The following is a 24,388-nucleotide window of genomic DNA, read 5'->3' on the forward strand; positions in this document are numbered from 1 at the left end:
GTTTCTGACCCTTTCCGGGTTTGCGCCAGCAGCTAGGCGTTGCGGCTGTCGAGTTGCTTCAGTTCGCTGCGGGCCAGGTCGATCCACTGGCGTTGGTCGCGCTGGTAGTAGCGCGGGGCCAGGCTGGAGCGCTTCAGTACTTCGTTGAACACTTCGCCGGCGCGCTGCGGCTGGCCCGCGCGCTGCAGCAGTTGCGCGTAGCGCACGCGCGCTTCTTCGCCGGGGTAGTCGTCGGCGAGCGCGGCGTATTCCTCCAGCGCCGCGTCGGTCTGGCCCAGCGCCTCGGTGGCGCGCGCGTAGAGCAGGTGGCCGTCTTGCGAGCGGAACTGCGGGTTGGCGGCGATCAGCCGGTCCAGCGTGGCTTTCACCGCGGCCGGCTGGTCCAGGCCGAACTGCGCCTTGGCCAGTCCGAGCAGTAGTCCGGGGTCGTCGCGGTGGATGCCGCGCAAGCCGCTCTCGAACACCTCGGCCGCCTGCGCGTACTCGCCGTTATCCAGGTGCACCTCGGCCAGTTGCCGGCGGTTGTCCACGGTGTCGGCCAGTTCCAGGCGATTGCCGGCGGTGCGCTTGTCGCGGTTCGGATCGAGCGTGGCGCCGACCTTGCGCAGGTGGCGGCGCGCGCGCGGATCGTTGCGCCACTCCGGCAGCAGTTCGGCGATCACGTAGATCAGGATCCCCAGATACGAAAAGATCAGCAGGATGAAGATCCAATACAGCGGGCGGCCGCTGCGCACCACGTGCACGCAGCAGGCCAACTGCAAGGCCAGCGACAGCAGGACGATGGGATTCATGGACAACGCTTCCTTGTGTCGCGATCAGGCCGCTTCGTACGCCCCGTAGCTGCGCAGGCGCGCGTAGCGCTTCTCCAGCAACTGCTCGATCGGCAGCTGTTCCAGGGCGCGCAGTTCGTTGAGCAGGACCGCCTTCAGGCGCTTGGCCATCTGCGTGGGGTTGCGGTGGGCGCCGCCGATCGGTTCGCGGATCACCTTGTCGACCAGGCCCAGCGCGGACAGGCGCTTGGCGGTCAGGCCGAGCTGTTCGGCGGCGTCCTTGGCCTTGGAGGCGTCCTTCCACAGGATCGAGGCGCAGCCTTCCGGCGAGATCACCGAATAGGTGCCGTATTCCAGCATCAGGGTGCGGTCGCCCACGCCGATCGCCAGCGCGCCGCCGGAGCCGCCTTCGCCGATCACGGTGCAGATCACCGGCACCTTCAGCTCGGCCATCTCCAGCAGGTTGCGTGCGATCGCTTCGCTCTGGCCGCGCTCCTCGGCGCCGATGCCGGGGTAGGCGCCGGGGGTATCGATGAAGGTCAGCAGCGGCAGCTTGAAGCGCTCGGCCAGCTTCATCAGGCGCAGCGCCTTGCGGTAGCCCTCCGGGCGCGGCATGCCGAAATTGCGCGCGATCTTGCTCTTGGTGTCGCGGCCCTTCTGGTGGCCGATGATCACCACCGCGCGGCCATCGATGCGGCCCAGGCCGCCGACGATGGCCTTGTCGTCCGCGAACGCGCGGTCGCCGGCCAGTTCCTGGAACTCGTCGCAGAACACGTTGATGTAGTCCAGCGTGTACGGGCGCTGCGGATGCCGCGCCAGCTGCGAGATCTGCCACGAGGACAGGTCGCGGAAGATCTGCGCGGTGCGCACCCGCAGCTTGTCCTCCAGCGCGCTGACCTCGGCGTCGACGTTGACCGCCGGGCCGGTGCTGGCGTTGCGCAGTTCCTGGATCTTGGCTTCCAGATCGGCGATGGGTTGCTCGAAGTCGAGGTAGTTCGGGTTCATTGGAAGCCGTCGGATGGATCAAAGGTGGGGAAGCTTAGCCGAATGTACGGCAACTGCCCGTACGCTCCGGTGTGGAAAGGCCGGCGGGGCGCGGCTGGCCGGGGGCGGCGGCGGCTCAGGGAACGACCAGCGCACTGCGCCCGGTCAGCTCGCCGAAGGCGTGCACGAAGGTGTTGCATGCCTCGTTGGCCGAGGGCGGCAGCGAGGCGCCCAGCGTCGCGGTGGCGGTGGTGAACGCCATCTGCGCCTGGAAGGCTTCCTTGCGCAGGGCACGCTGCGCGTCGGCGCTGGTCGCGCGCAGGTGGCGCGCGTAGAGCGCGCGCAGCGGGCCGGCATGGGCCTCGTAGGCCGGGTCCAGCGGCGGCAACGTCGCCGGGGCCTTCTCCAGCGCGAAGCGCGGCGTCACGTAACGGCCCGGCCGCGCGCGCTCGAACGCGCCGGGCTGGCCCATGCCGGTCTCGACGTAGGCGATGAAGTCCGGCGCAGTGAAGATCTTGCTGGAGATCTTGCCGCCGCTGGCATCGACATGCGCGACGACCTGCTCGTCCGGGAACGGCTCGCGCACGCCGAAGGTCCAGTCCTTGTCGATGAACAGGTCGTGGGTCTGTTTGAAGGGGCCTTCGAAGGTGACGCCGTTCAGTTCGATCCGCGCGTTGATCGAACCGAAGTTCTTCGCCTTGTCCGGGCTGGTGAGGTAGATCGCGTTCGCGGTCACGTACTCGCTCAGGGTCGGATTGATCAGCCCGCCCCTGGTATCGGCGTAGACGATGAAGCGCACATCGCCCAGGCGTTCGCTGCGCAGGTGGTGCTCGCCGGCCGCCAACGTCACCGGCTGCGCCTGTTGCGCCGGCACCTGCAGGGTCTTGCCGTCGAGCGTGATCGACAGCGGCGCGGCGGTGGGGTTGTCGATCTGGAAGTCGACCTTGGACGAGGAGCACGCCGCCAGCGCGAGCGCGGCAGCGAACGGGAACAGCACGGTCTTCATCGCGGCCTCCTTCCTTCGGTCATGCGCAACGGGCGCGCCGCGCTGCGCGCCAGGCTCAGTTCGCCCACGGCGGGCTGTACTTGACCTTCACCGCGCGCACCGCCGGGTCGCCGCGCAGGGCGTCCAGCAGTTGCGGGTCCACGCGCACCGAATGGCTGCCGTTGAGGTCGAGCATGCCGGCGATGCCGCCCTGCGCCGACTGCAGCAGCAGGTCCAGGCGCAGGGGGGTCTTGCCCGGGCGGTGGCGGGCGAGCAGGCCGTCGATGCGCGGCCAGGCGCTGCGCTGGCGCAGGTCCAGGCGCAGCGACAGGCGCTGCGCGTGGTGCGTGCAGATCTGTTCGTAGTCCCAGCACTGGCGGATGCGCATGGCGTAGCCGCCGTTGAATTCGTCCTCGCGCACGCCGCCCTTGACGATCAGGATACGGTCGCGGGTCAGCAGGTGGCCGAACTCGGCGATGGCGTCGGAGAACGCGCTGCACTCGATGCGGCCGCGGCCGTCCTCCAGTTGCACGAATACCTGGCTGTCGCCCTTGCGGCGCACGCCGACCACCTGGCCGGCGAGGATCGCGCTGACCTCCGGGCGCCAGGCGCGCTTCTCGCCGTCGCCACCGCCGCGGCCGCCGCCGGATTGCGCGCAGATCTTCTCCAGCGCGCTCAGGTCGCAGCCGACCAGTTCGCGCACTTCGTCGCGGTACGGATCGAACGGATGGCCGCTGAGGTAGAAGCCCAGCGTCTCGCGTTCGCCGGCCAGTAACTGGCCCAGCGGCCATTCCTTGCTCTCCGGCAGGTCCAGGCGCAGCGCCGGGGCGCTGGTGTCGGCGCCGCCGAACAGCGAGTTCTGCCCGGAGGCGCGCTCGCGCGCCATCTGCTCGGTGGCCTTCATCACCTCCGGCAACTGCAGCATCAGCGTGGCGCGGTTGGCGCCCAGCCCGTCCATCGCGCCGGCGTTGATCATCGCCTCGAGGGTGCGCTTGTTGAGCTTGGCCGATTCCACGCGGGTGCAGAAATCCAGCAGCGAGGCGTACTCGCCGCCACGCTCGCGCTCGGCCACGATCGCCTCGCAGGCGCCGCGGCCCACGCCTTTGATCGCGCCCAGGCCGTACTGGATGGTGTCCGGCGTGGCCGCCTCGAACATGTAGGCCGAGGCGTTGATGCGCGGCGGCAGCACGGTCAGGCCGAGGTTGCGCACCTCGTCGAGGAAGCCGACCACCTTGTCGGTGTTGTCCATGTCCGAGGACAGCGTGGCCGCCATGAACTCGGCCGGGTAATGGCGTTTCAGCCACGCGGTCTGGTAGCTGACCAGCGCGTAGGCGGCGGCGTGCGACTTGTTGAAGCCGTAGCCGGCGAACTTCTCCATCAGGTCGAAGATTTCGTCGGCCTTGGCCTCGCCGACGCCGCCCTTGGCCGCACCCTCGCGGAAGATCTCGCGGTGCTTGGCCATTTCCGCCGGCACCTTCTTGCCCATCGCGCGGCGCAGCAGGTCGGCGCCGCCCAGCGAGTAGCCGCCGACGATCTGCGCCATCTGCATCACCTGCTCCTGGTACACCATGATGCCGTAGGTGTCCTTCAGGATCGCTTCGGTGCGCGGATCGGGATAGACGATCTCCTCCTGCCCGTGCTTGCGCGCGTTGAACGAGGGAATCAGGTCCATCGGGCCGGGGCGGTACAGCGACACCAGCGCGATCAGGTCCTCGAAGCGGTCGGGGCGGGCGTCCTTCAGCAGCCGGCGCATGCCCGAGGATTCGAACTGGAACACCGCGCCGGTGTTGCCCGAGGCGAAGATGCCCTTGTAGGTCGGCGCGTCGTCGAGCGGGATCGCGGCGATCTCCACCGGCGGGACGCCGGCGCGCGCGTGGCGCACGTTGATCGCCTTCACCGCCCAGTCGATGATGGTCAGGGTGCGCAGGCCGAGGAAGTCGAACTTGACCAGGCCGACCTGCTCGACGTCGTCCTTGTCGAACTGGGTGACCGGGTTCTTGCCGAAGGTGTCGACGTCGTGTTCGGCGAACAGCGGGCAGAAGTCCGACAGCGGCGTCGGCGCGATCACCACGCCGCCAGCGTGCTTGCCGGCGTTGCGGGTGAGGTCCTCGAGCTGCCGCGCCAGGTCCATCAGGTCGCGGACGTCGTCCTCGGCCTGGTAGCGTTGGATCAGCTCCGGCGAGGCCATCTCGCTGTCCTTGCCTTCGCCCATCGCATCCTTCAGCGTGATGCCGAGGATGTTGGGGATCAGCTTGGCGACGCCGTCGACCAGGCCGTACGGGAAGCCGAGCACGCGGCCGCAGTCGCGCACCACCGCCTTGGCCGCCATGGTGCCGTAGGTGATGATCTGGCTGACCCGGTCGCGGCCGTACTTGCGCGCCACGTAGTCGATCACCTCGTCGCGGCGATCCATGCAGAAGTCGATGTCGAAGTCGGGCATCGACACGCGTTCCGGGTTGAGGAAGCGCTCGAACAGCAGGTTGTACGGCAGCGGATCCAGGTCGGTGATCTGCAGCGCCCACGCCACCAGCGAACCGGCGCCGGAACCGCGGCCCGGGCCGATCGGGATGCCCTGGTTCTTGCCCCACTGGATGAAGTCGGCCACGATCAGGAAGTAGCCGGGGAAGCCCATCTTGATGATGGTGTCCAGCTCGAACTCGAGCCGGTCCACGTAGTCCTGGCGGGTCTTGCCGGGCGCCAGCGGGTTCTTCTCCAGGCGCGCGGCCAGGCCGTCGCGCGACTGGCTGCGGATCCAGCTGTCCAGCGTCTCGTCGTCGGGCACCGGATAGGCGGGCAGGAAGTAGGTGCCCAGCTGCATCTCGATGTTGCAGCGTTGCGCCAGCGCCAGGGTGTTGTCGATCGCGTCGGGGATGTCGGCGAACAGCGCGGCCATTTCCTCGGCCGACTTCAGGTACTGCTGGTCGCTGTAGTCGCGCGGTCGCTTGGGATCGTCGAGCACGCGTCCGGAGGAGATGCACACGCGCGCCTCGTGCGCGGCGAAGTCGCTGGCGTACAGGAAGCGCACGTCGTTGCTGGCGATCACCGGCAGGCCGCGGGTGCCGGCGGCGTGCAGGGCGAACTGGTTGAACGCCTCCTCGCCGTCGCGGCCGGTGCGGGTCAGTTCCAGGTGCAGACCATCGCCGAAGATGCGCTGCCAGTCGGCCAGTTGCTGCTCGGCCAGATCGTGGCGGCCTTCGCTGGCCAGGCGCCCGGCCAGGCTCTCGCGGCCGGCCAGGGCGAACAGGTTGTCGCTGCCGGTCTGCAGCCATTCCGGGCGCAGCGCCACGCCGCCTTCGCTGCGGTGGCCTTCCAACCAGGCACGGGTCAGCAGTCGCGACAGGCTCAGGTAGCCGTCGCGATTGCGGCACAGCACGGTCAGTCGCCACGGCGCCTGGGTGCCGTCGGCGATCAGTAGGTCGGCGCCGGCGATCGGCTTGATGCCCACGCCCTCGGCGGCCTTGTAGAACTTGACCAGCGCGAACAGGTTGTTGAGGTCGGTGACCGCCAGCGCGGGCAGGTCCAGCTCCACCGCGCGGCTGAGCAGGTTGGCCTGCTTGGCTTTCTTCGGGTCAGCCTGATCCGGTTTCTCGGGCACACGGATGGTCGAATCCGCCAGCGAGAACTCGGTGTGGATGTGCAGATGGGCGAAGCGGGAAGTGGACATGCGGAACCAGAGCGATGCCCGGGCAGGGTAGCGGCGGGGGGCGAGCCGGGCAAGGCTTGACAGCGCGGGGCGGGGATTGGGGATTCGGGATTTGGGATTCGCGGCGGTCTCACTGATGCCTGAGCCGCACGCGATGCTGACGGTGCCGTGTGCGCGTCTACGCGAGCTGCAGCGACTCCAGCGAATCCCCGATCTCCACGGCCGGCTCCCGGCCCGCCAGGGCCATCCTGACGGGCGCGAAGCTGCGCCGGTGGTGGATGCAGGGGCCGTGCGCGGCCAGTGCGGCCAGGTGCGCCGGGGTGGCGTAGCCCTTGTGCAGGTCGAAGCCGTAGTGCGGGTGTTCGTCGTGCAGGCGCTGCATGATCCGGTCGCGGGTGACCTTGGCGACGATCGAGGCGGCCATGATCGCGCGGTCGCGGGCATCGCCGCCGACCAGCGCCTCGGCGGCGCAGGGCAGGCCCTTGGGCACGCGGTTGCCGTCGATGCGGGCGAAGCCGGCCACATGGGCCACGCCCTCGACCGCGCGGCGCATGCCCAGCATGGTCGCCTGGTAGATGTTCAGCCGGTCGATCTCCTCGGCCTCGATCAGCACCACCTGCCAGGCCAGCGCGCGCTCGACGATGCGCGCATACAGCGTCTCGCGCCGCGCCGCGGTCAGCTGCTTGGAATCGTCCAGCCCGTTGATGCGGGTGCGCGCCGGATCGAACACCACCGCCGCCACCGCCACCGGCCCGGCCAGGGGGCCGCGGCCGGCTTCGTCGACGCCGGCGTAGAGCCGGGAATCGGGAGTGGGGAATGGGGAATGGGACAAAAGCGACTGCTGCGGCGACGGCGGGGGAAGGGAGCGCTTCATGCCGTTGCTCCTGTCGATTCCCGATTCCCGATTCCCGATTCCCGGCCCTCCAGCAATTCGAGCACCGCATCGGCCGCGCGCGCCGAGGCGTCCTGGCGCAGCATCAGGTGCAGGCGTTCGTACTCGGGCTGCAGCGCCGCCACCGCCTGCGGGTTGCGCAGCCAGTGCAGCAGCGCGGCGGCCAGGGCGTCGGGGGTGCAGGCGTCCTGCATCAGTTCCGGCGCCAGGTCGTGGCCGGCGAGGATGTTGGGCAGGGCGTAGCGGTCCACCTTCAGCAGGCCCAGCGCCTTGACGATGCGGTAGGTGAGCGGGGCGACCTTGTAGCCGACCACCATCGGCCGCTTCACCAGCATGGCTTCCAGGGTCGCGGTGCCGGAGGCCAGCAGCACCGCATCGGCGGCGAGCAGCGCGGCGCGCGCGTGGCCGTCCAGCACCCGGGTGGCGGCCGCCGGCAAGGCCGAGCGCGCGAGTTGTTCTTCGATCAGCGCCTTGCACGCGGCATTGGCGGCCGGCACCAGCACGCGCGCATGCGGAAGCTGCTGCAGCACCTGCGCGGCGGCGGCGAAGAAGGTGTCGCCGAGCTTGCCGATCTCGCCCAGGCGGCTGCCCGGCAACACCGCCAGCACCGGCACGTCGGCTGCCACGCCCAGGGACGCACGCGCCGCGCCGTGGTCTTCGTGCAGCGCGATCGCATCGGCCATGGGGTGGCCGACGAAGCGCGCGTCCACGCCGTGCTTGGCGTAGATCGGCGGCTCCATCGGGAACAGGCACAGCACCCGGTCGGCGCTGGCGCCGATCTTGGCCGCGCGCTGCTCGCGCCAGGCCCATACCGATGGACTGACGTAATGCACGGTGCGCAGCCCGCGCTGCTTCAGCCAGCGCTCCACGCCCAGGTTGAAGTCGGGCGCATCGATGCCGACGAACACGTCCGGGTGCCAGGCCAGCAGCCGCTCGCGCAGCGCGCGGCGCAGCTTCAGCAGGCGCGGCAGGTGCCGCAGCACTTCCAGCAGACCCATCACTGCCAGCTCGCTGGCGTCGAACCAGGTCTGGCACCCGGCCTGGCGCATCGCCTCGCCCCCGACCCCGGCGAACTCCGCGTCGGGATAGCGCGCGCGCAGCGCGTCGATCAGCCCCGCACCCAGCAGGTCGCCGGAGGCTTCGCCGGCGACCAGGGCGATGCGCAGCTTCGCTGCGCGGGGAATGGGGAATGGGGAATGGGGAATGGTCGAAGCAACAGCGGGGCCGGGGCCGGGCGGGCGACCGCTCTTCCCATTCCCCATTCCCCATTCCCCATTCCCGGCATTCATCGCAACAACGGCCGCTCGCTGGATTCGATGAATTCCAGCATCGCACGCACGTCCTCGCTGCCTTCGGCCAGCACCGCCAACTGGTGCTTGGCCTCGGCCAGCGGCAGGCCGGCCACGTACAGCGCGCGGTAGGCGCGCTTGATCGCGGCCACGCGTTCGGGATCGAAGCCGCGGCGCTTCAGGCCTTCGCTGTTGATGCCGCGCGGGCGCCCCAGCGAATTGCCGCCGACCATGGTGAACGGCGGCACGTCGCCGTTGATCAGCGCGCCCATGCCGAGGAAGGCGTGATCGCCGATGCGGCAGAACTGGTGCGCGCCGGCGAAGCCGCTGATGATCACGTGGTCGCCCACTTCCACGTGCCCGGCCAGGGTGGTGTTGTTGGAGAACACGCAATGGTTGCCGACGATGCAGTCGTGGGCGACGTGGGTGTAGGCGAGGAACCAGTTGTCGCTGCCCACGCGGGTGATGCCGCCGCCGCTGCCGGTGCCGCGGCTGACGGTGACGAACTCGCGGATCACGTTGCGGTCGCCGATCACCAGTTCGGTGCGTTCGCCGGCGAACTTCTTGTCCTGCGGGTCGCCGCCGAGCGCGACGTGGCCGACCAGGCGGTTGTCGCGGCCGAGCCGGGTCGGGCCGACGATGCTGCAATGCGAGCCGATCTCGCAGCCTTCGCCGATCTCCACCTCGGCGCCGATCACGGTGAAGGCGCCGACGCGCACGTCAGCGGCGAGTTTCGCGCCCGGGTCGATGATCGCGGAGGGGTGAATCAGGGGAGCGTTGGCGCTCATCGCAGGTCTCCTGCCAGGGTCATTCGCGGGTGCCGGCGCACAGCACTTCGGCGCAGGCCACGACCTTGCCGTTGACCTTGGCCTCGCCGTAGTACACCGCCATGTTGCGGATCACCCGCTTGATTTCCACGTGCAGTTCCAGCACGTCGCCGGGCACCACCTGGCTGTTGAAGCGGGCGTTGTCGACCTTGACCATGTAGAACAGCTTGGACTGCGCGTCGCGGCCCATCGCCAGTTGGGTCAGGATGCCGCCGGCCTGTGCCAGCGCCTCGATGATCAGCACGCCCGGCATGATCGGCTGGCCGGGGAAATGGCCCTGGAAGTACGGCTCGTTGATGCTGACGTTCTTGTGCGCGACGATCCGGCGGTTCTCGAAATCCAGCGAGACCACCTTGTCCACCAGCAGGAACGGGTAGCGGTGCGGGAGCAGTGCGCGGATCTGGTTGATGTCCGGCAGGGTGGCGTCCGGCAGGGGCTGATCGTGGCTCATTCCTTCTCCTTGCTGACAGACAGGATGCGACGGGCCAGGGCATCGAGCTGTTTGAAGCGCGCGGCGTTCTTGCGCCACGTGCGGTTGTCGGTCAATGGGGTGCCGGACGAGTACTCGCCCGGCTCGTGGATGGAGTTGCGCACGACCGACTTGCCGGTGACCACGACCTTGTCGCAGATCTCCAGGTGGCCGACCACGCCGACCGCGCCGCCGAGCATCACGTAGCGGCCGATCTTGGCGCTGCCGGCGATGCCGGTGCAGCCGGCGATGGCGCTGTGCGCGCCGATGTGCACGTTGTGCGCGACCTGCACCAGGTTGTCCAGGCGCACGTCTTCTTCGAGGGTGGTGTCTTCCAGCGCGCCGCGGTCCACGCAGGTGTTGGCGCCGATCTCGCAATCGTCGCCGATGCGGACGCCGCCGAGCTGCGGCACCTTGATCCAGCGGCCGGCGTCCATCGCCAGGCCGAAGCCGTCGGCGCCGAGCACCGCGCCGGGATGCACGCGCACGCGCTGGCCCAGACGCACCCGGGTCACCAGGGTGACGCGGGCCAGCAGTTCGCTGCCTGCGCCAATCTGGCAGTCCTCGCCGATCACGCAGCCGGGGCCGATCACGCAGCCCTCGCCGACCACGCTGCGCGCGCCGATGCTGACGAACGCGCCGATGTGTGCGCTGGGCGCGACCTGCGCGCTGGGATCGATGCTGGCGCTGGGATGGATGCCGGGCGGTCGCAGCGGGGCCACGTCGAACAGCGCGGCGATCTTGGCGAAGGCGACGTACGGATCGCGCGCGATCAGTGCGGTCCCCGGCGCCGCCTCGGCGTCGTCGGCACGCAGCACCACGATCGCCGCCGTGCTGTCGGCCAGTTGCGCACGATAGCGGGGATTGGCCAGGAAGCTGAGCTGTCCCGGGCCGGCCTGCGCCAGCGTGGCCACGCCGCGCACCGCGACGCTGCCGTCGCCATGCACCTGCAGGCCGAAACGCTCGGCGATCTCGTCAGCGGTATAGGTCGAAGTATTCACCGGGAGATTCTACCGTGTGCCACCAGCACGGTCATACGTACGCCCGCGTAGGGCGTGGGACCCGCTCGCGTACACCAAGCCGAATAGGCTCGATCACCTGCAAGCCACGATCGACCGACTCGAGCAAAGCCCCCTTTGGTAAAGGGGGCGCGCCGAAGGCGGGGGGATTCGGAAGGCGATGAGCCGGGGCCCGCGATTCGCAGTGCGAATCGTGGGGCGTCAGCGCGAATGCGGTGGCGCGCTCCCCCCTTTGGTAAAGGGGGCGCGCCGAAGGCGCGGGGATTCGGAGAGTGATGAGCCGGGGCCCGCGATTCGCAATGCGAATCGTAGGGCGTCAGCGCGAATGCGGTGACGCGCTCGGGGCGCGCTGAAGGCGCCGGGATTAGGCAAGCCAAGCCCCAGCAGGTTTTCGCTTCGCGAAAACCTGGCTGCCAGGGCGCAGCCCTGGCAGCGGGTGGGCAGTTCTTTTAGAACTGCCCACCAAAGGTGAACTGCAGGCGCTCGATTTCGTCGTTGTCTTCCTTCTTCAACGGAATCGCATAGCTGATCGAGATCGGGCCGACCGGGGCCCGCCACAGCAGGGCGATACCGGTGGAGGCGCGCAACTGGTTGGACTTGAAGTTGTCCACGCCATTGAACACGTTGCCGACGTCCACGAACGCCGAAATGCGCGCCGACGGGCTGTCGAACAGCTTCGGGAAGTACATTTCCGCCGAGCCCACGGTCTTGAACGAGCCGCCCAGCGGCTGGCCGCGGCGGTACGAGGCGGTGGCCTCCGAGCGCGGGCCGAGGGTGTTGTCCTCGAAGCCGCGGACCGAGTTGGTGCCGCCGGCGTAGAAGTTCTCGTAGAACGGCAGGCCCGAGGCGGTGACGCTGCGGATCAGGTTGGAGCCGTTGCAGGCCTGCGGGTTGTAGGTCGTCGTGCCTTGCGCATCGCTGGTGTAGGTGCCGCAGATGTCGCGCGACACGTCGCTGCCGTAGCTGTCGCCGTAGCCGAACTCCGCGCGGGTGTTGAGCACCAGCGCCGGCGAGATCGGCCAGTACTTGGAGATCTGGTAGTTGAGCTTCCAGTACTCCACGGTCGAACCGGGCAGGGTGGCTTCCAGGCCCACACGCTGGTACATGCCGCGGGTGGGCATGAAGTAGTCGTTGCGGGTGTCGCGCGCCCAGCCGAGCTCGCTGCGCCAGGCGTGGAAGGTCTTGGTCCCGATCGCGTCGATGTAGTTGATGATCGCCTGCGGGGTGAAGCCCGGATAGGTGGTGATCTGGTTGCTGTCCACGCCGAACATCAGCGAGACGCTGTCGGTCTCGGTGATCGGCACGCCGAAGATCACCTGCGCCGCGCCGTTGGTGCTGTTGTACTGCGCGGTGCCGAAGTCGGAGTAGTCCAGCTTGCGCCACGACAGGTTGTAGCCCAGCGACACGCCGTCGTCGGTGAAGAACGGGTTGGTGTAGGAGAACGCGTAGCGCTCCTGGTAGCTGCTGCGCGAGGCGTCCACCGCGACGCGGTTGCCGCCGCCGAGGAAGTTGTTCTGCGACAGCTGCACCGAGGTGGTGACGCCGTAGGTCTGCGAATAGCCCAGGCCGAAGGTGAAGCTGCCCGAGGTGGTCTCCTTGACGTTGTAGACCACGTCGACCTTGTCGTTGCTGCCCGGCACCGGCGGGGTTTCCACGTCCACCGACTCGAAATAACCCAGGCGCTGCAGGCGGATCTTGGAGCGGTCGATCGCCGCCTGCGAGTACCAGGTGTCCTCGAACTGGCGCATTTCGCGGCGCAGCACTTCGTCGGAGGTGCGGGTGTTGCCGCGGAACACGATGCGCCGCACCGACACGCGCGGGCCCGGCGTCACCTGCAGGTTCACCGCCACCGTGCGCTTCTCGCGGTCGGTGGTCGGGATCGGGGTGACCTTGGCGAAGGCGTAGCCGATGTTGCTCAGGGTATTGGTGATGGCGTCGGAGCTGTATTCCAGCAGCGCGCGCGAGAAGGTGTCGCCGGCCTTGGGGATCACCAGCTTCTCGATCTCTTCCTGCGGCAGGATGGTGTCGCCGGTGACCTTGATGTCGGAAATCTTGTACTGCTCGCCTTCGGTGATGCCGGCGGTCAGGTACATGTCGCGCTTGTCGGGGCTGATCGCCACCTGGGTGGAGTCGACGCTGAAGTCGACGTAGCCGCGGTCCAGGTACCAGGAGTTGAGCTTCTCCAGGTCGCCGGACAGCTTTTCCTTGGAGTACTGGTCGTCGCGGCGGTACCAGGACAGCCAGTTGTGCTCGCGCGACTCCCAGTTCTCCAGGATGTCCTTGTTGAGGAATTTCTCGGTGCCGATCAGGTTGACGTGGCGGATCTTGGCCGCCTTGCCTTCCTTGATCGCGATGGCCACGTCGACGCGGTTGCGGTCCAGCGGGCTCACCGTCGGGGTGATCTCGACGTTGTACTTGCCGCGGTTGTTGTACTGGCGGGTCAGCTCCTGGGTCACCCGGTCCAGGCTCAGCCGGTCGAAGGTGCCGCCTTCGCTGAGGCCGATGTCGGACAGGCCCTTGAGCAGTTCCTCGCTCTTGATGTCCTTGTTGCCGGTGACGGTCAGCTTGTTGATCGCCGGGCGCTCCTTGACCGTGACCACCAGGATGTTGCCCTGGCGGTCGACGCGCACGTCCTCGAAGAAGCCGGTGCGGTACAGGGCACGGATCGCCTCGGCGACCTTGGCCTCGTCCACGGTGTCGCCGCGTTCCACCGGCAGGTAGGTGAACACGGTGCCGGACGAAATGCGTTGCAGCCCGTCGACGCGGATGTCGCTGGCGGTGAAGGGCTCCGCTACCTGGGCCAGGGCCGGCAGGCTGAGGCTGGCGGCGAGGGCGAGGGCAAGCAGGCGGCGAGTGGGAAATCTCGTCATGTCACGTCCGGTAGAGGTCGATATCGTTGTTGCATGGGCGCCGGCGCAAGACGACAGCGGGTCGAGTGGATCGGCGCGGGTCATCGCAGGGCCTGGCCGAAGAGGTCGTTGTAGAACGCCAACCCCATCAGTCCTGCCAGCAACGTCAGGCCCACGAATTGCCCCGCCGCCATGGCGCGCTCGCTCAGCGGGCTGCCCTTGACCAACTCGATAAGGTAATACAGCAAGTGCCCGCCGTCCAAGATCGGGATCGGCAGCAGGTTCATGATCGCCAGGCTCAGCGACAGCAGCGCCAGGAAATTCAGGAACCAGTCCGGGCCCTGCTTGGCCGAGACGTTGGCGACCTTGGCGATTGTGATCGGGCCGGACACGTTCTTCAGCGAGGCCTCGCCGGTCAGCATGCGGCGCAGGATGCCGAGCGTGTCGCCGGCCAGCCGGCCGGTCTCGCGGAAGGCGACCGGGATCGCCGCCAGCGGGCCGTAGCGCAGGGTGGCGTCGTAGGCCGGGCGGCGCTGCTCGCCGATGGCCACGCCCAGCGTCCAGCGCGGCGCGCCGGGGCCGGCGGCCTGCTTGAGATGGACGTCCAGGGCCAGGCGCTCACCGTTGCGCTCGACCTCGATCAGGCCGTTGCCGCCGCCGCGGCCCAGGGCCTGCACCTGCGGTGCGACCTGGTCGGCGCTGGTGATCGGGGTGCCGTCCACCGCCAGCACGCGGTCGCCGGGGCGCAGCACGCCGTCGGCGGCCGAGCCGGCGGTGACGTTGGCGATGACCGCCGGCTGCAGGGTGAAGCGCCAGGTCAGGCCGGCCAGGGCCGGCACCTGCTGCTCGTCGAAGCCGACCGGCAACTGCGACAGGCGCAGGGTCCGGGTATGGCTGGCGCCGTCCTGCGCGTCCTCGGTCTGCACCGGCACGTCCTCGCGGTCCATGGCGGCGACGGTCAACTGCATGGCGGCCTCGCTCCAGGTGGCGACGTCGCGGTCGCCGACGCGGACGATGCGCTCGCCGGGCTGGAACCCGGCCTGCTGCGCCAGGCCCTCGGCGCGGCCGACGATCGGCGCGTAGTCCTGCTTGCCGATCACGAACATCGCCCAGAGGAACGCCACGCACAGGATCAGGTTGGCGATCGGGCCGGCGGCGACGATGGCGATGCGCTGCCACACGCTCTTGTTGTTGAAGGCCTGCGCACGCTCGGCCGGGGCCACCTCGCCCTCGCGTTCGTCGAGCATCTTCACGTAGCCGCCGAGCGGAATCGCGGCGATCGCGAACTCGGTGCCGTGGCGATCGTAGCGCGACCACAGCGGCTTGCCGAAGCCCACCGAGAAGCGCAGCACCTTGACCCCACAGCGGCGGGCGACCCAGAAATGGCCGAACTCGTGGAAGGTCACCAGGATGCCCAGGCTGACCAGCATCCACCAGATGGAGCCGACGACATTACCCATGCGCGTGGCTCATGGCGGCGTGGGGATCAAGCATGGGCGAAGTGGCGGGCAATGGCGAGTTCGGTGATCTTGCGCGAGTGCGCATCCGCCGCCAGCAACGCGTCCAGGGAATCGGCCGCGACCGCAGGCAGCTCGGTCAGGGCGTTCTCGACCAGCGCAGGAATCGATAGGAAACCGATCCGGCCCTGAAGAAAGGCTGAAACAGCCACTTCGTTGGCCGCGTTCAGGATCGCCGGGGCGCTGCCGCCGGCCTGCATCGCGTGCCAGGCCAGGCCCAGGCAGGGGAAAGCGTCCAGGTCCGGCGCCTCGAAATCCAGCCGGCCCTGCGTCAGCAGGTCCAGCCCGGCGACCCCGGAGGCGATGCGGTCCGGCCAGCCCAGGCCCACCGCCAGGGTGGTGCGCATGTCCGGCAGGCCCATCTGCGCCAGGGTCGAACCGTCGATGAACTCGACCAGCGAATGCACCAGGCTCTGCGGGTGCACCAGCACCTCGATGCGCTCGGGCGCCAGCGCGAACAGGTGGTGGGCCTCGATCACCTCCAGGCCCTTGTTCATCAACGTCGCCGAATCGACGGAGATCTTCGGCCCCATCGACCACTTCGGGTGCGCCACGGCCTGCGCCGGGGTCACCGCCTGCAGGCGCGCGCGGTCCCAGCCGCGGAACGGGCCGCCGGAGGCGGTCAGCAGCACCCGCCGCACCTCGGCACCGGTCTGGCGCGAGCGCAGGCACTGGAAGATGGCGTTGTGTTCGCTGTCGATCGGGATGATCTCGGCGCCGGCCGCGGCCGCCGCGGCGGTGACCAGTTCGCCGGCCAGCACCAGCGCTTCCTTGTTGGCCAGCAGCAGGCGCTTGCCTGCACGGGCCGCGGCCAGGGTCGAGGCCAGGCCGGCCGCGCCGACGATGGCGGCGACCACGCTGTCGCAGGCGTCGCTGGCCACCAGTTGGTCCAGTGCGGCGTCGCCGGCATGCGCCTGGGTCGACAGCCCGGCCGCACGCAGGCCGTCGCGCAGCGCCGGGTACAGCGCCGGATCGGCGATCACCGCATGCGCGGGACGGTGCGTGGCGCACAGCGCCAGCAGCGCGTCGACGTTGCGCCCGGCTGCCAGTACGCCGGCGCGCAGGCGCTGCGGATGGCGCGCGATCACGTCCAGCGCCGAGGCACCGATCGAGCCGGTGGCGCCGAGCACGGCGATGGTGCGGACCGCTGGGGTCTTGCTGCGTTGCGTGTTCACTGGCTCAGAACCCGAAGATGTCCTTGCCCAGCGCGAAGATCGGCAGCGCCGCCAGCACGCCGTCGATCCGGTCCAGCACGCCGCCGTGACCGGGAATCACGTTGCCCGAGTCCTTGGCGCCGACGTGGCGCTTGAGCAGGCTCTCGAACAGGTCGCCGACCACCGAGGCCAGCACGCTGACCGCGGCCACGATCAGCAGCCCGGGCAGGTGCGGCAGGGTCACCCCGGCCAGCCAGCCGAAACCGGCGGCCACGATCAGGCCGGCCAGCAGGCCGCCGACCAGGCCTTCCACGGTCTTGTTGGGGCTGATCCGCGGCGCGAGCTTGTGCTTGCCGAACTGGCGGCCGGCGAAATACGCGCCGGAATCGGCGGCCCACACCGTCGCCAGGGCGGTCAGCAGCCAGCGGTGGCCGTTCGGCTCGCTGGCGTGGATCAGGCCCAGCGCGGCCCAGGCCGGCACGATCGCCAGGGTGCCGGCGGCGAGCTTGAACACCCGCGCGTAGGTGGCGTGGTCGGAGCCGAAGCGGTAGAAGCCCAGCCACAGCAAGGCCACGCACCACCAGCCGGCGCCGATCAGGGTGGTCAGCTGGAACAGCACCAGCGAGCCGGCCGAGGCCCACACCAGCAGCACCATCAGCAGCAGGTTGAGCATCAGCAGGATGGTGCGCGGCAGGGTGTCGTCGACCTCGGCCAGCTTCAGCCATTCCCACAGGCCGATCAGGAAGATCAGGGCGGCCAGCGCGACCAGCCACTGGGTCGGCAGCAGCAGGATGGCGCAGATGGCCAGCGGGGCCATGATCAGCGCGGCGATGACGCGGGTACGGGTCATGCGGAAACGTTCTCCGTCGCCGCTTCGGCGACCTGCGCGCTGGTGAGGCCGAAACGCCGCTCGCGGCGGGCGTAGTCGTCCAGGGCTTGTTGCAGCACCTCGGGGCCGAACTCGGGCCAGAGGGTCTCGGTGAACCACAGTTCGGTATAGGCCAGCTGCCACAGCAGGAAGTTGCTGATGCGCAGGTCGCCGCCGGTGCGGATGAACAGGTCCGGCGGCGGCAGGTCGGCCAGCGCCATGCGCGCCGACAGCGCGTCCTCGTCGATCTGCTCCGGGCGCAGGCGTCCGGCGGCGACGTCCTCGGCCAGCGCGCGCGCGGCCAGGGCGATGTCCTGGCGGCCGCCATAGCTGGCGGCGATCGACAGGTGCAGCGCCTGGTTGTCGCGGGTGCGCGCCTCGGCCTGGGCCATGCGCTCGCACAGCGACGGCGCGAAGCGCGCGCGGTCGCCGATGAAGCGCACGCGCACGCCGCGCCGCTGCAGTTCCTCGACCTCGCGGTCGAGCGCGTGCAGGAACAGCTTCATCAGCGCGTCCACTTCCTCCTGCGGGCGCCCCCAGTTCTCGCTGGAAAAGGCGAACAGGGTCAGCGCGCCGATGCCGCGCTCCAGGCAGAAGTCGATGGTGCGGTTGACCGCGCGGGCGCCGGCGCGGTGGCCGATCACGCGCGGCCGGCGGCGGCGCTGCGCCCAGCGGCCGTTGCCATCCATGATGATGGCCAGGTGGCGGGGCAGGGACATGGGGATGGGGTCGGAAGGCATGGCCGGCAGGCGCAGGCTCAGACCGCCATCAGTTCCTGTTCCTTGCCCTTGACCACGTCGTCCACGTCCTTGATCGCCTTGTCGGTCAGCTTCTGGATGTCGTCCTCGCTGGCGCGGGCCTCGTCCTCGGTGACCTTCTTGTCCTTCAACAGATCCTTGACCTGCTGGTTGGCGTCGCGGCGGATGTTGCGGATCGCCACCTTGGTGTCCTCGCCTTCGCCGTGCACGACCTTGGACAGCTCGCGGCGGCGCTCCTCGGTGAGCGCGGGCAGGTTGAGGCGGATGGTGGTGCCGGCGGTGTTCGGGGTCAGGCCCAGGTCCGAGGCCAGGATCGCCTTCTCGACCGCGCCGACCATCTGCTTTTCCCACGGGGTGATGGTCAGCGAGCGGGCGTCGGCGACGGCCACGCTGGCGACCTGGCTCAGCGGCATGTCCGAGCCGTAGTAGTTGACCTTCAGGTGCTCGACCAAGGCGGTCGACGCGCGGCCGGTGCGCACCTTGATGAGCGCATGACGCAGCGCGTCGATGCTCTTGGCCATGCGGGTCTGTGCGTCTTGCTTGATTTCGTTGAGCATCGCCGGTGTCCGTGCTGAATCTGAATCGGACGATTATAGCCTGCCGGGAGTGGGGAATCGGGAATGGGGAATGGCAAGGGCGGATTCCGGCGCGCCCAACTGAACGCCAATCTGGCGGGGAATCGTGGCCAGCGCCAATGCTGCAGTGCGCAACGCTGTGGCGATTCCCTAATCCCGATTCCCCATTCCCGGCTTTTCAGCCCCGCCCCTTCACCAACGTGCCGATCTCGGCGCCGCGCAGGATCTTCAGCAGTTCGCCGGGCTGGCCCATGTTGAAGATGCGCAGCGGCAGGTCGCTGTCGCGGGCCAGGGCGAAGGCGGCGGTGTCCATCACTTCCAGGTTGCGGGCGATGACCTCGTCGTAGGTCAGGCTGTCGAAGCGCACGGCGTCGGCGTGCTTCTTCGGGTCCTTGTCGTACACGCCGTCGACCTTGGTCGCCTTCAGTAGCAGGTCGGCACCGATCTCGATCGCGCGCAGCGCGGCGCCGGAGTCGGTGGTGAAGAAGGGGTTGCCGGTGCCGGCGGCGAAGATCGCGATGCGGCCCTTTTCCAGGTGGCGGATCGCACGGCGGCGGATGAAGTCCTCGCACACGTCGTTGATCTTGATCGCGCTCATCACGCGCACCTTGGCGCCGAGCTTTTCCAGCGCGTCCTGCATCGCCAGCGCGTTGATGACGGTGGCGAGCATGCCCATGTGGTCGCCGGTGACCCGGTCCATGCCGTTGGCGGCCAGACCGGCGCCGCGGAAGATGTTGCCGCCGCCGATCACCAGCGCCACTTCCGCGCCGGCCTGCTGCGCCTCGATCACCTCATGGGCGAGGCGATTGATGATCTTCGGGTCGATGCCGTAGTCCCCGTCTCCCATCAGCGCTTCGCCGGACAGTTTCAACAGGATACGGCGATAGGCGAGCTGGGACATGGCGACCTCGTTGGGGGATGACGGGCAAACCACACGATTTTAGCCGATGCGCGCCAGCGCGTCTGTGCCGCCGGCGATGCTTCAGCGTTGCGCCTCGCCGGACGAACGCGCGGTGACGCGATTGCGACCGCCGTGCTTGGCGCTGTACAGCATGTCGTCGGCCGCCTGCAGCAGTTCCTGCGCGCTGTTGAAACGCTCGCGGCCGCCCTGGGTGGCCACGCCCGCGGAGAAGCTGATGTGCAGCGGCCCCTGCTTGGTGTCGGCCATCGGCCGCTGCGCGATCTCGGCGAGGATGCGCCGCATCACGCCCAGCGCGGCCTCTTCGCCGGTGTTGGGCAACAGCACCAGGAATTCCTCGCCGCCGAAGCGCGCCACGGTGTCGCTGGCGCGCAGCATCGGCTGCAGGGTCTGCGCGAATGCGCGCAGGACCTGGTCGCCGACCAGGTGCCCGTGCGCGTCGTTGATCTTCTTGAAATCGTCCAGGTCGATGAAGGCCACCGACAGCGGCCAGTCGTGGCGATTGGCCAGCTCGAACTGCTGCTTGAGCAAGGTGTCCAGCTGGTGCCGGTTGAACACGCCGGTGAGGGCATCGCGGCTGGCCTGTTCGGCCAGGCGCCGTGCGTGCTGCTCGTACTCGTCGGCGCGCTGGCGCACGCGGTTGGCTTCCTGCACTTCGCGCAGGTTGCGCAGCACCATCAGCTCGCGGGCATGGCTGATGATCGCGTCGACCCGTTCCGGCTGCGCGATGCGCACGTCGAAGATCGGGCTGACCGCCGGCAGCGCCTCGGCGATGTGGCCCACCACCTCGTCGAAGCGGCGGCTGTCCAGTTGCAGGTCGCGATAGGCGCACTGCATGGCGTGGGTGCGCGCGGCTTCAGGATCGTCGCCGAGCCAGATGTCGGCGACGGCGCCGGACAGGCGCACGCAGGTGTCGAAGGGTTCGGTCGCGGCGCCGGCAGTGCCGCCGCCGCCGATACTGCGCTGCAGGTAGGCGGGCAGCTTCCATTTCTGCGCCAGCCAGGCACCGACCTCCGCGCGGTCGGCGCCCAGGTGCTCGCGCTCCAGCGCGCTCAGCCGTTGCGGATCGCCAGCCGCCTCGTGCAGCAGGGCGGCGTACTGGTCGTGGCACACGTGCAGCAGGGCCAGTGCGCCCATGTCCTGCAGCAGCCCGGCCAGCATCAATTCCTCGTGCTTGCGCAGCCCGGCGGCCTGGCCGAGCAGGCGGCTGGCCAGCGCCGCCAGCACGCTGCGTCGCCACAGCCGTTCCTGCGGCTCGCCGCTGCCGCCGCGCAGGCTCTGCACCATCGAGAAGCCCAGGGCCAGGCTCAGCGCGGCGTTGAGGCCGAGCATGGTCAGCGCCTGGCCCAGGTTGTCGACGCGGCGCCGGCTGGCGTACAGCGGGGAGTTGGCGATGCGCAGCATGCGCGCGCTCAGTGCCATGTCCATGGCGATCGCATCGGCGGTCGCGGCCAGGTCCACGTCCGCATCCTGCGCCAGTTCGATGATGCGCAAGGCAACGCCGGGGGGCGAGGGCAGGTCGCGGGAGTGACTCAGGATCGCTTCGAGTTCAGGATGCATGCACTTCCGATACGGCATGGAATGAGAGGTGGGGGAGCGGCCTGTCCCGGCCTGCGCAGCGTACACCCGTAAAAAAAAAGCCGCGACAAGCGCGGCTCTTTTCTTCCCGGGAGCGGGATCAGGCCAGGCCGGCCTGCTTCATCACTTCGGCGGCGTAGTCTTCCACCACCTTCTCGATGCCTTCGCCCACGGCCAGGCGCTGGAAGCCGACCACGTCGGCGCCGGCGGCCTTCACCGCCTGCTCCACGGTCTGGTCGGTGTTCAGCACGTAGGGCTGGCCGTACAGGGTGACCTCGTTGACGATCTTGGCGATCTTGCCGCTGATGATCTTCTCCAGGATGTCGGCCGGCTTGGCCTTGTCCTTCTCCGACATCTTGGCCAGCTCGATTTCCTTTTCCTTGGCCACGAACTCGGCCGGGACGTCGGACGCCTTGACGTGCGGCGGGTTCATCGCCGCGATGTGCATGGCGATGCCGCGGGCCAGGTCGGCGTCGCCGCCCTTGACCTCGACCAGCACGCCGATGCGGCCGCCGTGCACGTAGGCGGCGACGTTGTTGGCGCTGTCGATGCGCACCAGGCGGCGCACCTGCACGTTCTCGCCGACCTTGGCGATGACCGCGGCACGGGCTTCCTCGACGGTCTCGCCGCTGGGCAGCTTGGCGCTCTTCAGCGCCTCCACGTCGGCGGCGCCGGAGGCCAGGGCGGCCTGGACGACGGCGTCGGTGAAGGCCAGGAAATTGTTGTCCTTGGCGACGAAGTCGGTCTCGGAGTTGATTTCGACCAGGACCGCCTTGCCGCCGTCCTGCGCCATCGCGATGCGGCCTTCGGCGGCGACGCGGTCGGCCTTCTTGTCGGCCTTGGCCAGGCCCGACTTGCGCAGCCACTCGGCGGCGTTGTCGATGTTGCCGGCGTTCTCGGTGAGTGCCTTTTTGCACTCCATCATGCCGGCGCCGGTGCGCTCGCGCAGTTCCTTGACCAGGGAAGCAGTGATTTCCACGGGATGTCCTCACGAAAGGTGGGAAAAGGCCGGCTTGCGGCCGGCCGGTAGATCTGGGAAGCGGGCGCCGCAGGCGGCGCTCGCGAAGCCGGGCGCGCCGAACGCGCCGGGCGGCGGCTGCGCATGATCGCGCAGCCGCATGGCGCGCCGGTTACTCGGCGGCGGGAGCGGTCTCTTCGGCCTTCTTGCCGTTCTTGCGCGGGCCGCGGCCCTTGTCGTCGCCGCCCTCGGCGAACTCTTCCTCGCGCACGCTGGCGGCGTTCGGCGCAGCGGCCTTGCCTTCCAGCACGGCGTCGGCGGCGGCACGGGCGTACAGCTGCACGGCGCGGATGGCGTCGTCGTTGCCCGGGATGGCGTAGTCGACCAGGTCCGGGTTGTAGTTGGTGTCGACCACCGCGATCACCGGGATGCCGAGCTTCTTGGCTTCCTTGATGGCGATGTCTTCATGGCCGATGTCGATGACGAACAGGGCGTCCGGCAGACGGTTCATTTCCTTGATGCCGCCCAGCGAGGCTTCCAGCTTGTCGCGCTCGCGGCGCAGGGTCAGCACTTCGTGCTTGACCAGCTTGTCGAAGGTGCCGTCGGTTTCGGCCGCTTCCAGCTCCTTCAGACGCGCCACCGACTGCTTGACGGTGCGGAAGTTGGTCAGCGTGCCGCCCAGCCAGCGCTGGGTCATGAACGGCTGGCCGCAACGCTCGGCTTCTTCCTTCACCGCGTCGCGGGCGCTGCGCTTGGTGCCCAGGAACAGGATGGTGCCGCGCTTCTGCGCGACGCTGGAGATGAAGTTCATCGCGTCGTTGAACAGCGGAACCGTCTTCTCGAGGTTGATGATGTGGATCTTGCCGCGCGCGCCGAAGATGTACGGCGCCATCTTGGGGTTCCAGTAGCGGGTCTGGTGGCCGAAGTGGACGCCGGCTTCCAGCATCTGACGCATGGTGACCTGAGGCATTGCAGTGACTCCTGATGGGGAACCGGCCGTGCGCGGGCAGGAATGGGTGAAGCGCGCGCATGACGGCGGCCTTGCGGGCCGCACGACGATTCCGGGGTTGGGCCTCCCTGCCGCCTCCGTGGCCGAACTCCTTGCGGAGCACCCCGGCACGGGCGATGGCGGCAGGTGTGAATTCGCCGGTGCGTCCGGCGTGGACGGTCCATCGGCCGATGACAGGCACGACGAAGCCGCGCACTATACCTGGCGGACGGCGGTGGCGCAATGCGCCGGGCGGTTCACTCGGCGGGCAGAGCCTGCAGTGGCGCCTGGTCGTCGAGCCGCGCCGCGAAGCGGCCGCCGGGCGCGGCCGCGGCGGCCGGCAGCGGCCAGCGCTTGTAGTCGCCGGCCAGGATGTAGCCGGCGAGGCTGGGGAACAGGGTCTGGATGCGGCCGTCGGCGCCGACGAAGCTCAGGTCGCTGAGCCGGGCGTGGGCGCTGCCGCGGTTGTGCACCACCAGCTCCGGCCCGCGCGCGCCGGCGATCAGGTGGGTGCTGAGGCGCGGTGCGGCTGCCGGGTCCGCAGGGCTCAGGAACACGGGCGTGGAATAGCGCAGCAGCAACGGAGCGCCCTGCGTGGCGGGCGCGCCGGTGTCGGGTGGGGCGGTGCGTTCCTCCAGCACCAGGCGGTAGGCGCCTTCGTTGGCGCTCGCAGGGCCGGTACGCACCAGCCGCAGCAGTTGCCGCCCCTGCGCGGGGATGTCGATCGACTGCGGGCTGGCGCGGACCTCGTCGGTGCTCTCCAGGTCGTCCATCCCGTCGCTCTGCCGCCAGCGGTACACCGTGACCTGCGCCTGCCAGCGGCGGTCCTGGGTATTGCTCAGCCAGATCTCGGTGCTGGTCTCGCCGGGTGCCAGTTGCACCAGGGTCGGACTGATCCGCACCCCGGCCGCGCCGGCACTGCCGGCCAGCGCCAGCAGCAGCGCCGGCAGCAGGCGCGCGCGCGCGCTGCCCATCAGAACGCGACCGTGGCGTAGCCCGCCGACGTGCCCGGCGTGATGCCGGCGGCGGGCAGGCTCAAGGCCAACGCCATGCCGGCGCCGGGCGCGGGTGTGCCGTCGATGCTGACCTGGTAGGCCAGCGGGCGGTTGCAGGCGACCGTCGGCAGTGCCCCGGGCTGCGGACGCGCCGGGGCGCCGATCTCGCAACTGCGTTCGATACGGATACCGATCCGCAACATCGTGCCGCCGGTGCCGACGGCGGGTTGCGCCGCCGCGTCGACGCCGGCCACGCACAGGCTCGCCAGCAGCAGCGGTCGCAGGAACGGCGCAGTCATCGAGCGGAACTCCGGGGAGGACACAGCCAATAGCGGCCCTCGCCACGACAAC

General features: G+C 69.2%; 21 protein-coding genes. All 21 read right to left on the bottom strand.

What is annotated here, in order from left to right; all coding sequences use genetic code 11:
• Positions 1-32 precede the first annotated feature (32 nt).
• The 21 genes from RAB70_RS10605 to RAB70_RS10705 all read right to left on the bottom strand — a co-directional run bounded on the left by RAB70_RS10605 (position 33) and on the right by RAB70_RS10705 (position 24,336).
• On the bottom strand, positions 33-791 hold the full coding sequence (locus RAB70_RS10605; RefSeq protein WP_017908799.1) for a tetratricopeptide repeat protein: 759 nt from the start codon (positions 789-791) through the stop codon (positions 33-35).
• A 24-nt stretch (positions 792-815) separates the two neighbouring features.
• The gene (locus RAB70_RS10610) at positions 816-1,775 is read right to left on the bottom strand and encodes an acetyl-CoA carboxylase carboxyltransferase subunit alpha (protein WP_148830094.1); all 960 of its coding nucleotides are present in this window, start codon (positions 1,773-1,775) and stop codon (positions 816-818) included.
• Positions 1,776-1,890: 115 nt separating this feature from the next.
• Positions 1,891-2,760, bottom strand: coding sequence for a hypothetical protein (locus tag RAB70_RS10615; protein WP_148830095.1), 870 nt, complete (start codon positions 2,758-2,760; stop codon positions 1,891-1,893).
• Positions 2,761-2,815: 55 nt separating this feature from the next.
• Positions 2,816-6,403, bottom strand: a complete 3,588-nt coding sequence (gene dnaE / locus RAB70_RS10620; RefSeq protein ID WP_265531484.1) for a DNA polymerase III subunit alpha — start codon at positions 6,401-6,403, stop codon at positions 2,816-2,818.
• Positions 6,404-6,560: 157 nt separating this feature from the next.
• Complete coding sequence (locus tag RAB70_RS10625) at positions 6,561-7,256, bottom strand: ribonuclease HII (RefSeq protein WP_026143203.1); 696 nt, start codon at positions 7,254-7,256, stop codon at positions 6,561-6,563.
• Complete coding sequence (gene lpxB / locus RAB70_RS10630; RefSeq protein ID WP_265531485.1) at positions 7,253-8,536, bottom strand: lipid-A-disaccharide synthase; 1,284 nt, start codon at positions 8,534-8,536, stop codon at positions 7,253-7,255. The genes RAB70_RS10625 and lpxB overlap by 4 nt, the downstream gene beginning before the upstream one ends.
• Before the next feature lie 23 nt (positions 8,537-8,559).
• Positions 8,560-9,351, bottom strand: coding sequence for an acyl-ACP--UDP-N-acetylglucosamine O-acyltransferase (gene lpxA / locus RAB70_RS10635; protein ID WP_017908793.1), 792 nt, complete (start codon positions 9,349-9,351; stop codon positions 8,560-8,562).
• 19 nt (positions 9,352-9,370) lie between these two features.
• A complete protein-coding gene (gene fabZ / locus RAB70_RS10640; RefSeq protein WP_010344048.1) occupies positions 9,371-9,841 on the bottom strand; it encodes a 3-hydroxyacyl-ACP dehydratase FabZ in 471 nt (156 codons plus the stop codon).
• Positions 9,838-10,860: a UDP-3-O-(3-hydroxymyristoyl)glucosamine N-acyltransferase gene (gene lpxD, locus RAB70_RS10645; protein WP_148828513.1), complete on the bottom strand. Its 1,023-nt coding sequence runs from the start codon at positions 10,858-10,860 to the stop codon at positions 9,838-9,840. The genes fabZ and lpxD overlap by 4 nt, the downstream gene beginning before the upstream one ends.
• Before the next feature lie 467 nt (positions 10,861-11,327).
• Positions 11,328-13,748 carry an outer membrane protein assembly factor BamA gene (gene bamA / locus RAB70_RS10650; protein WP_017908791.1) on the bottom strand — a complete coding sequence of 807 codons (2,421 nt, stop codon included), beginning with the start codon at positions 13,746-13,748 and terminating at the stop codon, positions 11,328-11,330.
• Positions 13,749-13,828: 80 nt separating this feature from the next.
• Positions 13,829-15,187: an RIP metalloprotease RseP gene (rseP, locus tag RAB70_RS10655; protein ID WP_017914566.1), complete on the bottom strand. Its 1,359-nt coding sequence runs from the start codon at positions 15,185-15,187 to the stop codon at positions 13,829-13,831.
• A gap of 26 nt (positions 15,188-15,213) precedes the next feature.
• Positions 15,214-16,419 carry a 1-deoxy-D-xylulose-5-phosphate reductoisomerase gene (gene dxr, locus RAB70_RS10660; RefSeq protein WP_148828514.1) on the bottom strand — a complete coding sequence of 402 codons (1,206 nt, stop codon included), beginning with the start codon at positions 16,417-16,419 and terminating at the stop codon, positions 15,214-15,216.
• Between the two features lie 4 nt (positions 16,420-16,423).
• The gene (locus tag RAB70_RS10665; protein WP_017908843.1) at positions 16,424-17,248 is read right to left on the bottom strand and encodes a phosphatidate cytidylyltransferase; all 825 of its coding nucleotides are present in this window, start codon (positions 17,246-17,248) and stop codon (positions 16,424-16,426) included.
• A complete protein-coding gene (gene uppS / locus RAB70_RS10670; RefSeq protein WP_017908842.1) occupies positions 17,245-17,985 on the bottom strand; it encodes a polyprenyl diphosphate synthase in 741 nt (246 codons plus the stop codon). The genes RAB70_RS10665 and uppS overlap by 4 nt, the downstream gene beginning before the upstream one ends.
• 38 nt (positions 17,986-18,023) lie before the next feature.
• The gene (frr, locus tag RAB70_RS10675) at positions 18,024-18,581 is read right to left on the bottom strand and encodes a ribosome recycling factor (protein WP_010344041.1); all 558 of its coding nucleotides are present in this window, start codon (positions 18,579-18,581) and stop codon (positions 18,024-18,026) included.
• Positions 18,582-18,777: 196 nt separating this feature from the next.
• The gene (pyrH, locus tag RAB70_RS10680) at positions 18,778-19,500 is read right to left on the bottom strand and encodes a UMP kinase (protein ID WP_010344040.1); all 723 of its coding nucleotides are present in this window, start codon (positions 19,498-19,500) and stop codon (positions 18,778-18,780) included.
• 81 nt (positions 19,501-19,581) lie between these two features.
• Positions 19,582-21,078 (bottom strand): GGDEF domain-containing protein, encoded by a 1,497-nt coding sequence (locus RAB70_RS10685; RefSeq protein WP_148828515.1) that lies wholly within the window; start codon positions 21,076-21,078, stop codon positions 19,582-19,584.
• Positions 21,079-21,196: 118 nt separating this feature from the next.
• Positions 21,197-22,075, bottom strand: coding sequence for a translation elongation factor Ts (gene tsf, locus RAB70_RS10690; protein ID WP_017908840.1), 879 nt, complete (start codon positions 22,073-22,075; stop codon positions 21,197-21,199).
• A gap of 151 nt (positions 22,076-22,226) precedes the next feature.
• Positions 22,227-23,024 carry a 30S ribosomal protein S2 gene (gene rpsB, locus RAB70_RS10695; RefSeq protein ID WP_017908839.1) on the bottom strand — a complete coding sequence of 266 codons (798 nt, stop codon included), beginning with the start codon at positions 23,022-23,024 and terminating at the stop codon, positions 22,227-22,229.
• 275 nt (positions 23,025-23,299) lie between these two features.
• The gene (locus tag RAB70_RS10700) at positions 23,300-24,016 is read right to left on the bottom strand and encodes a molecular chaperone (RefSeq protein WP_148828516.1); all 717 of its coding nucleotides are present in this window, start codon (positions 24,014-24,016) and stop codon (positions 23,300-23,302) included.
• The gene (locus RAB70_RS10705; RefSeq protein ID WP_148828517.1) at positions 24,016-24,336 is read right to left on the bottom strand and encodes a hypothetical protein; all 321 of its coding nucleotides are present in this window, start codon (positions 24,334-24,336) and stop codon (positions 24,016-24,018) included. Before RAB70_RS10705 ends, RAB70_RS10700 begins: the two co-directional genes overlap by 1 nt.
• Positions 24,337-24,388: the final 52 nt, after the last annotated feature.

Source organism: Xanthomonas sontii, assembly GCF_040529055.1.
Lineage (GTDB): Bacteria > Pseudomonadota > Gammaproteobacteria > Xanthomonadales > Xanthomonadaceae > Xanthomonas_A > Xanthomonas_A sontii.

Coding starts and splice junctions, on each gene's coding strand:
- RAB70_RS10605 (WP_017908799.1), bottom strand. CDS start 791: ATGAATCCCATCGTCCTGCTGTCGCTGGCCTTGCAGTTGGCCTGCTGC.
- RAB70_RS10610 (WP_148830094.1), bottom strand. CDS start 1,775: ATGAACCCGAACTACCTCGACTTCGAGCAACCCATCGCCGATCTGGAA.
- RAB70_RS10615 (WP_148830095.1), bottom strand. CDS start 2,760: ATGAAGACCGTGCTGTTCCCGTTCGCTGCCGCGCTCGCGCTGGCGGCG.
- dnaE (WP_265531484.1), bottom strand. CDS start 6,403: ATGTCCACTTCCCGCTTCGCCCATCTGCACATCCACACCGAGTTCTCG.
- RAB70_RS10625 (WP_026143203.1), bottom strand. CDS start 7,256: ATGAAGCGCTCCCTTCCCCCGCCGTCGCCGCAGCAGTCGCTTTTGTCC.
- lpxB (WP_265531485.1), bottom strand. CDS start 8,536: ATGGGGAATGGGAAGAGCGGTCGCCCGCCCGGCCCCGGCCCCGCTGTT.
- lpxA (WP_017908793.1), bottom strand. CDS start 9,351: ATGAGCGCCAACGCTCCCCTGATTCACCCCTCCGCGATCATCGACCCG.
- fabZ (WP_010344048.1), bottom strand. CDS start 9,841: ATGAGCCACGATCAGCCCCTGCCGGACGCCACCCTGCCGGACATCAAC.
- bamA (WP_017908791.1), bottom strand. CDS start 13,748: ATGACGAGATTTCCCACTCGCCGCCTGCTTGCCCTCGCCCTCGCCGCC.
- rseP (WP_017914566.1), bottom strand. CDS start 15,187: ATGGGTAATGTCGTCGGCTCCATCTGGTGGATGCTGGTCAGCCTGGGC.
- RAB70_RS10665 (WP_017908843.1), bottom strand. CDS start 17,248: ATGACCCGTACCCGCGTCATCGCCGCGCTGATCATGGCCCCGCTGGCC.
- uppS (WP_017908842.1), bottom strand. CDS start 17,985: ATGTCCCTGCCCCGCCACCTGGCCATCATCATGGATGGCAACGGCCGC.
- frr (WP_010344041.1), bottom strand. CDS start 18,581: ATGCTCAACGAAATCAAGCAAGACGCACAGACCCGCATGGCCAAGAGC.
- pyrH (WP_010344040.1), bottom strand. CDS start 19,500: ATGTCCCAGCTCGCCTATCGCCGTATCCTGTTGAAACTGTCCGGCGAA.
- RAB70_RS10685 (WP_148828515.1), bottom strand. CDS start 21,078: ATGCATCCTGAACTCGAAGCGATCCTGAGTCACTCCCGCGACCTGCCC.
- rpsB (WP_017908839.1), bottom strand. CDS start 23,024: ATGCCTCAGGTCACCATGCGTCAGATGCTGGAAGCCGGCGTCCACTTC.
- RAB70_RS10700 (WP_148828516.1), bottom strand. CDS start 24,016: ATGGGCAGCGCGCGCGCGCGCCTGCTGCCGGCGCTGCTGCTGGCGCTG.
- RAB70_RS10705 (WP_148828517.1), bottom strand. CDS start 24,336: ATGACTGCGCCGTTCCTGCGACCGCTGCTGCTGGCGAGCCTGTGCGTG.